Source organism: Streptomyces sp. JNUCC 63 (genome assembly GCF_054366325.1).
This window is the reverse complement of record NZ_CM135963.1, coordinates 7,192,538-7,205,305: the sequence shown is the minus strand read 5'-3', so window position 1 is coordinate 7,205,305 and position 12,768 is coordinate 7,192,538. Positions and strand designations below refer to the sequence as shown.

The 12,768-nt window shown below is 74.0% G+C and carries 11 protein-coding genes; 7 read left to right on the top strand and 4 right to left on the bottom strand.

Going from position 1 to position 12,768, the window contains the following annotated elements; all coding sequences use genetic code 11:
- Positions 1-79 precede the first annotated feature (79 nt).
- From ACX25U_RS33290 to ACX25U_RS33275, 4 genes are all read left to right on the top strand, one after another.
- Positions 80-550 carry a DUF6643 family protein gene (locus tag ACX25U_RS33290; RefSeq protein ID WP_454385549.1) on the top strand — a complete coding sequence of 157 codons (471 nt, stop codon included), beginning with the start codon at positions 80-82 and terminating at the stop codon, positions 548-550.
- A 41-nt stretch (positions 551-591) separates the two neighbouring features.
- On the top strand, positions 592-1,416 hold the full coding sequence (locus ACX25U_RS33285; protein ID WP_454385547.1) for an MOSC domain-containing protein: 825 nt from the start codon (positions 592-594) through the stop codon (positions 1,414-1,416).
- Between the two features lie 169 nt (positions 1,417-1,585).
- Positions 1,586-2,185 (top strand): Rv1733c family protein, encoded by a 600-nt coding sequence (locus tag ACX25U_RS33280; RefSeq protein ID WP_454385545.1) that lies wholly within the window; start codon positions 1,586-1,588, stop codon positions 2,183-2,185.
- A gap of 111 nt (positions 2,186-2,296) precedes the next feature.
- On the top strand, positions 2,297-4,735 hold the full coding sequence (locus tag ACX25U_RS33275) for a right-handed parallel beta-helix repeat-containing protein (protein ID WP_454385543.1): 2,439 nt from the start codon (positions 2,297-2,299) through the stop codon (positions 4,733-4,735).
- Here the strand turns inward: ACX25U_RS33275 and ACX25U_RS33270 are convergent.
- A complete protein-coding gene (locus tag ACX25U_RS33270; protein WP_454385541.1) occupies positions 4,705-7,074 on the bottom strand; it encodes a hypothetical protein in 2,370 nt (789 codons plus the stop codon). The two genes, ACX25U_RS33275 and ACX25U_RS33270, sit on opposite strands and share 31 nt — an antisense overlap.
- Before the next feature lie 269 nt (positions 7,075-7,343).
- Between ACX25U_RS33270 and ACX25U_RS33265 the strand changes: the two genes are divergently transcribed.
- Positions 7,344-8,171, top strand: coding sequence for a DeoR/GlpR family DNA-binding transcription regulator (locus ACX25U_RS33265; protein WP_454385540.1), 828 nt, complete (start codon positions 7,344-7,346; stop codon positions 8,169-8,171).
- Positions 8,172-8,235: 64 nt separating this feature from the next.
- Here ACX25U_RS33265 and ACX25U_RS33260 read toward each other — a convergent pair whose 3' ends face one another.
- Positions 8,236-9,360 (bottom strand): PLP-dependent cysteine synthase family protein, encoded by a 1,125-nt coding sequence (locus tag ACX25U_RS33260; protein WP_454385539.1) that lies wholly within the window; start codon positions 9,358-9,360, stop codon positions 8,236-8,238.
- Positions 9,361-9,735: 375 nt separating this feature from the next.
- Here ACX25U_RS33260 and ACX25U_RS33255 point away from each other — a divergent pair, with 375 nt between their 5' ends.
- A complete protein-coding gene (locus tag ACX25U_RS33255) occupies positions 9,736-10,059 on the top strand; it encodes a hypothetical protein (RefSeq protein WP_454385538.1) in 324 nt (107 codons plus the stop codon).
- Positions 10,060-10,243: 184 nt separating this feature from the next.
- The gene (locus tag ACX25U_RS33250) at positions 10,244-10,753 is read left to right on the top strand and encodes an ATP-binding protein (RefSeq protein WP_454385536.1); all 510 of its coding nucleotides are present in this window, start codon (positions 10,244-10,246) and stop codon (positions 10,751-10,753) included.
- A gap of 57 nt (positions 10,754-10,810) precedes the next feature.
- Here ACX25U_RS33250 and ACX25U_RS33245 read toward each other — a convergent pair whose 3' ends face one another.
- The gene (locus ACX25U_RS33245) at positions 10,811-12,049 is read right to left on the bottom strand and encodes an ROK family protein (protein WP_454385534.1); all 1,239 of its coding nucleotides are present in this window, start codon (positions 12,047-12,049) and stop codon (positions 10,811-10,813) included.
- Between the two features lie 48 nt (positions 12,050-12,097).
- Positions 12,098-12,748, bottom strand: coding sequence for an alpha-ketoglutarate-dependent dioxygenase AlkB family protein (locus ACX25U_RS33240; protein WP_454385532.1), 651 nt, complete (start codon positions 12,746-12,748; stop codon positions 12,098-12,100).
- Positions 12,749-12,768 lie beyond the last annotated feature (20 nt).

Sequence of the window (12,768 nt, the reverse complement as noted above, 5' to 3'; positions counted from 1 at the left end):
CCTCGCGTCACCGCCGACGCAGGAAACAACCCTCTTATCGGTCTCCCCAATCTGCACATCGTGGGCTTAACTTATGGCCATGACCTCCCCCCGCTCCTCTTACGGCGGCGGCTACTACTCCGCCTCTTTCCCGGACACCCCGATCTACGACTCGCTCGTGGCAGAGCGGGGCACCCCGCAGATCGCCCCGATCCGGGTCCCCGCGCCGTACGACACGGGCAGCCACCTGAACACGAGCAGCCACCCCCACACGGGCGGCAGCCACCTGCCGGCGCTCCCCTCGGCGCTGCCCGCCCTCCCGGCGGCCCCGTCCCAGCCCTCCTACGGCTACCCGCAGGCGCCGCAGCCCGCCCCGCTGCAGCAGGTGCCCACGGCCTACATCCCGCAACAGGCCACGGCGCCGCGCGGGTACCCCGGCCCGCAGCAGCCGCAGCCACCGCGCCCGGCGGTGAACGGCACCGGCTACGAGGCCATGCGCCCGGCCGCTCCCCGGCCCGCCCCGGCGCCCTACCAGGACCCGTACGGCAACCAGCAGTACCGCGGTTACTGATCCGCTCCCCGACTGTCCGTGCCGCCTGGCAGGATGAGGTCATGGGGAATGCGGAGCTGTGGTCCATGCACATTCACCCGGTCAAGGCGTTCCGGCCCGTCGGGCTCCGGGAGGCCGTCGTGGAGCCCTGGGGGCTGGCCGGAGACCGGCGCTGGGCGCTGATCGACGACGGGGGAAAGGTCGTCACGCAACGCCAGCTGCCACAGCTCGCGTTGGCCGCCGCCGAGCTCATGCCCGGCGGCGGCCTTCGTCTTTCCGCACCCGGACGTGCCCCGATCACGGTGTCCGTCCCGCGGCCGGGTGCCACGGTGACGGTGGACATCTTCGGCGACGAGGTGGAGGCCGTTTCGGCGGACGAGGCCGCCCACGCCTGGTGCAGCGGCCATGCCGGAGCCGGCGTCCGCCTCGTCCACATGGACGACCCCGCCACGCGCCGTCCCGTCGACCCGGACTACGCCCTGCCGGGCGAGACGGTGAGTTTCGCCGACGATTACCCCCTGCTGCTCACCTCGCGGTCCTCCCTCGACTCCCTCAACTCGCTGATCGCCGAGGGCGACCACGCCGAGGAGGGCCCGCTGCCGATGAACCGCTTCCGGCCGAGCGTCGTGGTGGCCGGCACCCCCGCCTGGGCCGAGGACGACTGGCAGCGCATCGCGATCGGCGAGGTCACCTTCCGGGTCGCCAAGCCGTGCGGCCGGTGCGTGGTGACCACCACCGACCAGGCCACCACCGTCCGCGGCAAGGAGCCGTTGCGCACCCTCGGCCGGCACCGCCGTTTCGGCGGCGAACTGGTCTTCGGGCAGAACCTGGTGCCCGAGTCGACCGGCACCATCCGGCTCGGCGACCCGGTCACCGTCCTCGAATGACCTTCGTCTGCCGGGAACCCCGGGGCGGGGCCCGGTCGTTGGTTTCCCCGAGACGTTCCTGAGGGTCCTGGTCGGACGGTCGGAGGTGATGTGCCTCTCTCTTCGGTCGGGTTCGGGGGCGGACTGCCTCGCCGGGGGCTATGACGGAGCGGGAAGGGGGTGTGGGACCGTGCGAGCGATCAGCGGACTCTGGCGCTGGCGGCACAATCCGCTGCGGCGCACGACCGATCTGGTCGAGTCCTGGGCGGCGTTGGCGGCCCTGCTGCTCGCCCTCGTCGTCACCCCCGTGATCGGTTCCCTGGTCGGCACCGCCGCCCAGGGAGCCCTGCAGCAGTCCGTGCGCGATCAGCGCCAGACCCGGAACCAGGTGACGGCCACGGTGGTGAAGGAGCTGAACCGGCTGGAGATCGACCCGGAGATGTCTCCGGGACGGGACGTGCACAGCCGCGTCCTCGCCGACTGGACGGCCCCCGACGGCACCCGGCGACACGGCCCGGTCTCCACGAGCCTGAAGTCCCCGAAGCCCGGTGAGACCTTCACGCTGTGGACCGACGCGCACGGCACCATAGTGCCCCGGCCCCTGGACTCCGCCACGGCCACCGCACATGCGGTACTGGCGGGATTCGGCGCGGCCCTGCTGACCGCGGGTCTGGTGGAGGCCATACGCCGGCTGGTCCTCTGGCGCCTGGTCCGCCGCCGGTACGCGCAGTGGGACCGGGCCTGGGAGCGGGTCGGCCCGGACTGGGGCCGTACCGGCACCGGCAGCTGACGGCCTTCCGGCTCCGGTCAACCGACCGTCCGCGGGCACGCTACGGTGGACCGGCCGACGCACTCGGCATCAACCAACCCGCGTACGACGAGGTGGGGGCACAGCAGCGCCATGGCACAGGGCACGGTCCAGGTGACGCACACCGGCACATCGCGGTGGCGGCGCCGCACAGGTGAGTACGCGTCGCTCGCCGCCGCCCTGGAGGCCGCGGCTGACGGTGACGTGCTCACCGTCGCCCCGGGCACCTACCGCGAGAACCTCGTGGTCCAGCGGGCGGTGACACTGCGCGGCCCCGAGAACTCCCCCGGCTCGGTACGCATCGCCCCCGCCGACGGGGTGCCGCTGACCGTGCGTGCCTCGGCCGTGGTGCAGGATCTGCATGTGGAGGGCCAGGACGCCGCCGCGCCGGCCCTGTTGGTGGAGGAGGGCGCGCCGGAGATCGGCAATGTGCGGATCGTGACCCGGTCCGCGGCCGGCATCGAGGTGCGCGGCGGCGCCCGGCCGACCGTGCGGCGCTGCACGGTCGACAATCCGGCCGGCATCGGCATCGCCGTACTCGACGGCGGCGGCGGGGTGTTCGAGGAGTGCGAGGTCGTCGCGGCCGGGCAGTCGGGCGTGGCGGTCCGCGGCGGTGCCCACCCTCGGCTCGAGCGCTGCCGGATCCACCACACCTCCGGCGCGGGCCTGTCGGCGACGGGCGACAACTCCGCGCTGGAAGCGGTGGGTTGCGAGGTCTACGAGGTGCGGGGCAGCGGCGTCCAGGTCACGGGCGGGGCCACCGCGCACCTCACCGACTGCGATGTGCACCGCACCACCGCGGACGGCGTCACCCTCGACACCGACGCCGTGCTGACGCTCGCCGACTGCCGTATCCACGACATCCCGGAGAACGCGGTGGACCTGCGGTCGCGTTCCGTGCTGACGCTGACGCGGACGACGGTGCGCCGGTTCGGGCGCAACGGTCTGTCGGTGTGGGACCCGGGCACGCGCGTGGACGCCAATCAGTGCGAGATCTTCGACAGCACCGGCGACTATCCGGCGGTGTGGGTCAGCGACGGCGCGACCGTGGTGCTCGATGCCTGCCGGGTGCACGACGTGCCGGACGCGCTGTTCGTGCTGGACCGCGGCTCCCGGGCGGACGTCGTGGACAGCGACCTGACCCAGGTGCGCAACACGGCGGTGTCGGTGAGCGACGGCGCCACCGCGCAGCTCGACGACTGCCGGATCAAAGACGCGGCCACGGGCGCCTGGTTCCGCGACCACGGCAGCGGCGGCACGCTCAGCAACTGCACCCTGGACGGCACCCAGACCGGCGTGATCGTCACCAAGGGCGCCGACCCCACCATCGAGCGGTGCACGGTCTCCTCCCCCGCCGAGGCCGGCTTCTACGTCTCCGCCGGGGGCCGCGGCAGCTTCCTGGGCTGCCGGGTGACGGGCAGCGGCGGCTACGGCTTCCACGTGATCGACGGCTGCCGTACGACGCTGAGGAAGTGCCGTACGGAGCGGTGCGCGCGCGGCGGCTACGAGTTCGCGGACGGCGGGCCGGACGCCGGCGCCGGGTCGGGTCCCGTGGTCGAGGACTGCGCCGGCGACGAGAGCGGCGGGGTGCGCCCGCCCGCGGCCCGGGAAACGGCCGTGCACGCCACGAGCCCGTCCCCCGGTCTGCTGGGCACGATCCCCGGGCAGCGCACCACCGAGCAGGAGCCGCTGGTGACCGCCGCCGGGCCGGAGCAGCCCGCCCGGACCGCGAAGGACGTGCTCGGCGAACTCGACGCGCTGGTGGGCCTGGACAGCGTCAAGCGGGAGGTGCGCGCCCTGACCGACATGATCGAAGTGGGCCGGCGCCGGCAGCGGGCCGGGCTGAAGGCCGCCTCGGTCAAGCGCCATCTGGTCTTCACCGGCTCCCCCGGCACCGGCAAGACCACGGTCGCCCGCCTGTACGGCGAGATCCTCGCCTCCCTCGGCGTGCTGGAGAAGGGGCATCTCGTCGAGGTCTCCCGTGTCGACCTGGTCGGCGAGCACATCGGCTCCACCGCGATCCGCACCCAGGAGGCGTTCGAACGGGCGCGCGGCGGCGTGCTGTTCATCGACGAGGCGTACGCGCTCTCCCCGGAGGACGCCGGGCGGGACTTCGGCAAGGAGGCCATCGACACGCTGGTGAAGCTGATGGAGGACCACCGGGACGCGGTGGTGGTGATCGTCGCCGGATACACCGCCGAGATGGAACGCTTCCTTTCCGTCAACCCCGGTGTGGCCTCCCGTTTCTCCCGCACCATCACCTTCGGCGACTACGGCCCCGACGAGCTGCTGCGGATCGTGGAGCAGCAGGCCGAGGAGCACGAGTACCGGCTGGCGCCGGGGGCGGCCGAAGCCCTGCTGACGTACTTCACGGCGATCCCCAAGGGCCCGGCGTTCGGCAACGGCCGTACCGCGCGCCAGACCTTCGAGGCGATGGTGGAGCGGCACGCGAGCCGGGTCGCCCAGCTCGCCGACCCCAGCACGGACGACCTGACGCTGCTCTACGCCGAGGACCTGCCCGCGCTGTCCTGAGCCCCGGTGCCGCCCGGCGGCTCGTGGCCGGTCCGCGGCTCGCCGGCCGGGAGTTCGGGCGGTCCGTGGCGCGGTGCGGGCAGGTCCGGGCGCAGGCGGGCGAGCAGCCGCCCGCGTTCCTCGGCGAAGGCCGGGTCCGCCTGGTAGTCGGAGTGGCCGAGGATCGGGGCGGGCAGGGGATGCTGTGCGGTGCGGCCGTAGGCGAGCGGATCCTTGAGCGGGGCGCGGTCCACCTCGGGGCCGCGGTCGCCGGTCAGCCGGACCGGGCCGCCGATGGGGTCGGTGAGCCGGTACAGGTTGCGCCAGCAGTCCACGTCCTGGTGCAGGGCGCCGAGGGCGGCCGGTCCGAAGTGGGCCGGGAACCAGCGGCCGTAGAGCCGTTCCAGTGGCGAGCCGTAGGTCAGCAGCGCGACCCGCCCGCGGACCGGCGGGGTGAGCTGCCAGGCCGCGGCGGCGGCCAGCACGCTGCCCTGGGAATGCCCGGACAGCACCAGCCGGCCGCCGGTGGACCGGGTCCAGGTCGCCATCCGCCAGGTGAGGTCGGGCACGGCCCGTTCGGCGTAGCAGGGCGGGGCGAAGGGGTGGGCGGCGCGCGGCCAGAAGGTGCCGACGTCCCACAGGATGCCGATGGTGCGCCGGGCGGAGGCGTCCTTGTAGGCGCGCCGGCCCCAGGTGACGAAGAGTACGAAGCCCAGTCCGATCAGCCAGGAGCCCAGGGCCTGCGCGGTCTGGGCCGCGCCCTGGAGGGCGGGGTGGGTGCCGGCGGCGGCTCCGGCCGGGGTTCTGCCGGTGCCGAGGGCGCCGGCGAGTGCGGCGGCGCCGAGGGCGAGGGTGGCGGCGGAGGCGACGCCGACGACGAGGGGGGCGTCGTCGGTGAGCGTCGCCATGGCGCGGGTGCGGGCGATCCGGCGAGTGCGCTCGGGGTCGGGAGGCTCACCGGGGTGGTCCCGTTCGACCGTGGTGCGCAGGGTGCGGGCCAGCCGCCAGGCGCGCCCGGCGAGCCGGCCGCAGAGCACCAGCAGGACGAGGAGCAGCGGCGGGATGACGGACGCCTGCCAGGTGAGCATGACCGGCGGGCCCGGGATGGAGGTGCCGGTGCCGTCCAGCCAGTCGGCCACGCGCTGGCAGACCCCGCCGGACATCACGCCGCCGAGCGCGCAGGCCAGCATCGCGACCGCGGGCCCGCCCAGGCCCCGCAGCACGGCGCGGGCGTCGGGGCGGGTGCGGTACAGGGCGTGCGCGGCGATGCCGAGGGCGACGACCAGCAGGCCCTGCCCCAGGGCGAGGCCGCCGAAGGTGGTGTCGCCGGCCAGCCGGCCCGTCGAGGTCCAGCCGGGGCGTGACCAGCCGGCGTACACGGCGGTGAGCAGGAGCAGCAGGAGAGCGCCGAGCGGCAGCCGCCGTACGAGGTGGCGGTCCAGTTGCCGGTCGAGCAGGTGCTCGGTGCGGCCGCGGCGGCAGACGACCCAGACCACGGCGGCGGCCCAGGTGAGCAGGGTGGCGTGCAGAAGCCAGCCCAGGACGTCGAGGGCCGCGGGGCCGCCGGGGCGGCGGTCGAGGGCCGCCGTGGGCGCGGCGATCGCGGCGGCGACGGTGAGCAGTCCGGCGGCGGTGTGGGCGGCGCGCAGCCGGGCCACCAGGCGGCGGCCGTACCAGAAGCCGGGCCGGCCCAGGGAGCCGCTGCCGGTGTCCTCCTCGGGCTCGGGGTCGCGGGACATCGGCTGCTGGGACTCGTAGGCGCTCCAGGTGCGGTGGGCCAGGTACCACAGCAGGCCGGTGAGCGCCGCGGGCACCAGGGCGGCGAGGGCGAGGCGGCGGCCGGGCGCGCTCCACCAGCCGCCGGCCGTGGGCGACAGGAAGCCCAGCCAGGAGTGGCGTGCGGCACACGCGTGTGTGCCCGCGCACTGCCAGGCCGTGAGGTCCAGGGCGACCTCGCAGGCGGCGGCGACGAGCAGCACGGTCAGGGTGAGGCCGGCCAGCCGTACCAGCAGGCCGTACAGGCGCACGGTGCGGAGGCGGCCGGGTGCGCCGGGGCGCATCCAGTGGGCGAGGTTGACCACCATGAACGGCAGCAGCAACAGCCACAGGGCGCGGGCTCCGTTGCCCGAGGTGAGGTTGCACCAGACGTACGCCTCGGGCACCGGCGTGCCGTGATGCTTCCCGGGCCGCGTCTCGGCGTCGACGTCGTCGGCGCGGCGGAAGACGGCCGCGGTGTCGTCGCCGGTGATCCGCACCGTCCGCGGATCGTCCAGCATCCGCTCGGGCGTGGTGCCGCCGACACCGTGGACCAGGAGCTCCAGGGCGCATCCGGTCGCCGGATGCTGCTGCGCACGTTCCACTGTTCGCTTCCCCCGTGACGCGTCCGTGGGTGTCCGTGGGTGTGTGCCGTGGGTCTGTGTCCGTGCGGACACCAGGATCGCCGCTCGTGGCCCGTAGCACACCCCCTGTCACCGGAATTTCGCCGATACGGGTGACGGCCGGCGCGCGCGGGAGCGCGAAGATGGCATGTGCGCGTCGGGCGGGCTCCGGCGCGGCGGGCGCCGCCTCATGAAAGGATGGGACCTTGGCGCGTGTCGGGCGGCTTGAGGCGAAAGGAACCTGAGCACACGTGAGTGAGAATCAGAACCTCCTCGCGGAGCAGCGGCGTGCCCTGATCGTGGACGAGGTCCGGCGCCGTGGCGGTGTCCGGGTCAACGAGCTGACCCGGAAGCTCGGCGTGTCGGACATGACGGTCCGCCGCGACCTGGACGCGCTGGCCCGCCAGGGCGTGCTGGAGAAGGTGCACGGCGGGGCGGTTCCGATCGTGGAGGCCAGTACGCACGAGCCGGGCTTCGAGGCCAAGTCGGGTCTGGAGCCGACCGCCAAGGAGGACATCGCGCGGGCGGCGGCCCTGCTGGTCGCGCCGGGTACGGCGATCGCCCTCTCGGGCGGTACGACGACGTACGCGCTGGCCCACCATCTGCTGGACGTGCCCGATCTGACGGTGGTCACCAACTCGGTGCGGGTGGCGGACGTCTTCCACTCGGCGCAGCGCGGCTCCGGTCAGCGGCAGGGCGCGGCGACGGTCGTACTGACAGGCGGGGTGCGTACGCCGTCCGACTCGCTGGTGGGGCCGGTGGCCGACCAGGCGATCGGCACGCTCCACTTCGACGTGCTGTTCCTCGGGGTGCACGGGATATCGGCCGAGGCCGGCCTGTCCACGCCGAACCTGGCGGAGGCCGAGACCAACCGGCGGCTGGTGCGGTCCGCGCGGCGCGTGGTGGTGGTCGCCGACCACACCAAGTGGGGCGTGGTGGGCCTGAGTTCCTTCGCCGCGCTGGGGCAGGTCGACACCCTGGTGACGGACGCCGGGCTGCCGGCCGGGGCGCGCGCCGAGGTCTCGGAGCACCTGCGGCTGGTGGTGGCGGGCGAGCCCGAGGACGCGGCGGACATCTGAGCGGGTCTTCGACGCGCTCGCCGAGGACATGCCGGACCGGAGCGAACGGACCTGAACGGGCCGCTCAGCCCGGCCACACCCCTGTCGCCAGGAACGACTCGATCGTCGCCGTGTACGGAGCGCTGTACAGGCCCTGTTCGGCCAGCCAGGTGTCCGAGTAGTACTTGTCGAGGTAGCGGTCGCCCGAGTCGCACAGGAGGGTGACCACGCTGCCGCGGCGGCCCTCCCGCAGCATCTCGGCGACGATTTTCAGGGCGCTCCACAGACCGGTGCCGGTGGAGCCGCCCGCCTTGCGGCCGATGGCCCGCTCCAGGGCGCGAACGGCGGCCACGGCGGCGGCGTCCGGGACCTTCATCATGCGGTCGATGGCGCCGGGCACGAAGCTCGGTTCCATGCGTGGCCGGCCGATGCCCTCGATGCGTGAGCCGGAGTCGCAGGTGACGTCCGGATCGCCGGCGGTCCAGCCCTCGAAGAAGCAGGAGTTGTCGGGGTCGGCGACGCAGACACGGGTGTCGTACTGCATGTAGTGGACGTAGCGCGCGATGGTCGCCGAGGTGCCGCCGGTGCCCGCGGTGGCGACGATCCAGGCCGGTTCCGGGAAGCGCTCCAACTCAAGCTGGCGGAAGATGGATTCGGCGATGTTGTTGTTGCCGCGCCAGTCCGTGGCCCGCTCGGCGTAGGTGAACTGGTCCATGTAGTGGCCGTCGGTCTCGGCCGCGAGGGCGGCGGAGGCCTCGTACATCGTGCGCGGGTCGTCCACGAAGTGGCACCGCCCGCCGTGGAACTCGATCAGGCGGCACTTCTCGGCGCTCGTCGTGCGCGGCATGACCGCGATGAAGGGCACGCCGATCAGTTTCGCGAAGTACGCCTCCGAGACGGCCGTCGAGCCGCTGGAGGCCTCGATCACCGGGCGGCCCGGGCGGATCCAGCCATTGCACAGGCCGTACAGGAACAGCGAGCGCGCCAGGCGGTGCTTGAGGCTTCCGGTCGGGTGGGTCGACTCGTCCTTCAGGTACAGGTCGATGCCCCACTCCTCGGGCAGCGGGAAGCGCAGCAGGTGGGTGTCGGCCGAGCGGTTGGCGTCGGCCTGGACCTTGCGGACGGCTTCTTTCAGCCAGTCGCGGTATCCGCTGTCGCTGCGGTCGACGTCCAGGGTGTCGCTGGTCCGCCGCTGCCGGATGATGCTCACGCAGGGCTCCTTGTGCTGTGCGCCGACAGCGTGTCGCGCGGCCGGACACCACCGATGATAGACACCTCCGACACGCTCCTCACCTGCATAAACGCATCTTTGAGGGACTCAAAGACGCGCTGAGAGCGCGGCTCGCCGGGGTCCGTCCGGGGCGCGATGCGCGCACGGGTGGGGGCGCATTCGCGCGAGTGCTCCGGGCGCCGGTCGCGAGCGCGCCTCGGGCACTGGTGCTCGCTGCCGAAGGCGTGCAGACTGCACCGCGCGGGACGAAGAGCCCGACGGGGGCCCACACTGGATCTCGAACGAGCCGGGCCGCCGACTCGTGGACCAGGCGGAGTCACCGAGCCGGCGACGCGCGCGAAGGGGCGGGAAAGGATGGCGGAACCGGAGTTCACGGCCACGGGCGTGCGCATCGGCAAGCGACTGCGCTCACTCACCCGGGCCGGACAGGTCCGGATCAGCGACGGCAGGCTGGAGTTGCTCACCAGCTACGGCAGTGAGATCGACAGCGCGCCGCTGGGGGCGGTGCGCGCGTCCAGGCCCTGGTACGCCCCGGACGACCGGGCGCTCGCCGACCTCGACGGCAAGCGGTACGTGCTGACCCTGGGCGACCACGACCCCGCACCGGGCGAGCCGGGGCCGCCGGCGGCCCGCCGGTTCATCGAGGCCGTACGCCGGGCGGCGGGGCGCGGCGGCTGAGCGACGGCGAGTTGCGGGACCCCACCTCGTGGGTCACTCTGGTCTCACGTCACTCAGGGTTTACCGGCGATAACGCTGCGAACCAGCCCGCCGGCCACGGCAGCAGGCGGCGGTGTCACGCAGGCGTCCTGCTGCATCCGAAACGTCGTGTTCTTCCGGACCTCAACGTCGGGGAGTCGCAGCCGTGATCAGTCACCCAAGCAGGCACTGCACGGTGGAGCTCCAAGCCCTGCCGTCGCGGATCGGCCAGGTCCGCAGAATCGTATCGGCGCACTTGCGCTACTGGCATCTGGACCCTCTGATAGACCGAGCCGCGCTCGGTGTGACGGAGCTGTTGACCAACGTCCACCAGCACGCCCAGCCGGACAAGCTGTGCACCGTCGAGCTCGAGCTGCTGCTCGACCGGCTCACGGTCTCCGTGCGCGACCACGACCCGCGCCTTCCCGTGGTGGAGGACATGGGCGAGATCGCGCCGCTGGCCACCGAAGGGCGGGGGCTGGCGATGGTGGCCGCGGTGAGCGAAAGCTGGGGCGCGCGCCCCGACGGCGAGCAGGGCAAGGTCGTCTGGTTCACCCTGCCGACCTCCGCCCCCTCGGTCGCGGTACCGGCCCGGGTACCGGCCTTCGTCACCGCGGGGAAACCCGCCCACCGCTTCGCCGCCCCCGCCCCCGCCCGGTCCGCCGTCGCCGGCTGACCGGGCGGTGCCCGGTGCTCACAGGGCACCGCCCCTCCGCCCGTGCGCCCGAGCCGCTCAGGCCGGCGCTGTCAGCGGGTCGTCCAGGACCGGCTGCCAGGCCAGTTCCGCCGCGCCGACCAGGCTGTTGTGGGCGAGGGTGCAGGGGAGGATGGGGACGCCGCCGCTCTGGCCCCACAGGCTGCGGTCGGCGACGACGGCGCGCAGGCGGTCGGGGGCGGCGTCGAGGAGGGTGCCGTGGAGGCCGCCGAGGATGATGCGGTCGGGGTTGAGGATGTTCACCAGGCCGGCCAGGCCCAGGCCGAGGCGGTCGACGAGGGCTTCGACGGCCGCGCGGACGTCCGGGTCGTCGTAGTGGTGGCGGATCAGGTCGTCGGCCTGCCGCAGCAGCGAGACCTCGGGGCCCGGCTCGCGGCCGGCGGCGGTGAGGAGGGCCAGCGGATCCGCCTCGACGTCGAGACAGCCGCGGCTGCCGCAGTGGCAGGGGCGGCCCTCGGGGTTGACGGTGAGGTGGCCGACCTCGAGCGCCAGGCCCGCACTGCCCGAGTGCAGCCGCCCGTCCAGCACCAGCGCGCCGCCCACGCCCCGGTGTCCGGTCGCCACGCACAGCAGGTCGCGGGCGCCGCGGCCGGCGCCGTGCCGGTGCTCGGCGAGGGCGGCGAGGTTGACATCGTTGGCGGCGAACGCCGGTCCGGTGATCCCCGCCGCGCGCACGCACTCCGCGAAGAGCCGGCGCACCGGCGCACCCGGGGGCCAGGCCAGGTGGAGCGGGTTCAGGGCCAGGCCCTCCGGTTCGGTGACCGCGGAGGGCACGGCGAGCCCGGCGCCGACGCAGCGCCGGCCGGTCGTGCGCAGCAGCCCCGCGCCGGCCTCGACGACGGAGCCGAGCACCTTGGCGGGGTCGGGGTCGACGGTCTCGCAGCCGGGCGCGGTCGCCACGATACGGCCGCCGAGACCCACCAGGGCGGCACGGAAGCCGTCGGCGTGCACCTGCGCGGCGAGGGCGACGGGCCCGTCCTCGGCGATCGAGAGCCGGTGCGAGGGGCGGCCCTGCGAGCCGGCCGCCGCGCCCGGCCGGGCGTCCACCCGGATCAGGCCCAGCGCCTCCAGTTCGGCGGCCACCGCACCGGCCGTCGCCCGGGTCACCCCCAGCTCGGCGGTGAGGACCGCGCGGGTCGGGGCCCGCCCGGTGTGCACGAGCTCCAGTGCGGGCCCGAGCGCACCGCGCCCCCGGTCCAGCCGCGTCCTCGAGGTGCTCCCTTCCCCCGCCGCCGGGGGGCCCGCCTTGCCGCTCATGAGGGCGAGTCTCCCATGATCCGCACCTGTCGTGACCAGCGGCGCGGTCTACAAGCCGCTCACCCTCAGGGTGATGTTCAGCCGCCCCGTCAGACCCAACTCCGGTGGGGCGGTGCCCGGATGGACCCGGGGTACGCCGTGGTGGGCGAGGCGGGACGGGCCGCCGAAGACGAACAGGTCGCCGCTGCGCAGTTCGACGTCGGTGTAGGGGCGGGTACGCGTCTCGGTGTTGCCGAAGCGGAACACGCACGTGTCGCCGAGGCTCAGCGACACCACCGGCGCGTCGGACTTCTCGTCGCTGTCGCGGTGCATGCCCATGTGCGCGTCGGCGTCGTAGAAATTGATCAGGGCGATGTCGTACGCCGCCTCCGTGACCGCCTCGGGCCCCAGCGCGTCCGTCACCGCCGCGCGGCCCAATTCGCCCAGCCAGGCGGGGAACGGCTTGACCGGGGCGCCGTCGCCGTCGACGACCGTGCGGGCGTAGCCGTACGGGTACCAGTGCCGGCCCAGGCAGACCTGCCGCGCGGTCATCGTCCCGCCGCCCGGGGTGCGCACCGTGCGCAGGCCGGCAGGCGGGCGGGCCCACTCACGGCAGGCGGCGAGCAGCCGGTGCCGGCGCGCCGGATCCAGCCAGTCCGGTACGTGCACGGCTCCCGGCGCGACCTCCCTACGGCTGCGGGGGAACAGCTCGGCGTCCATGCTTCCCATCCTGCCGCAGC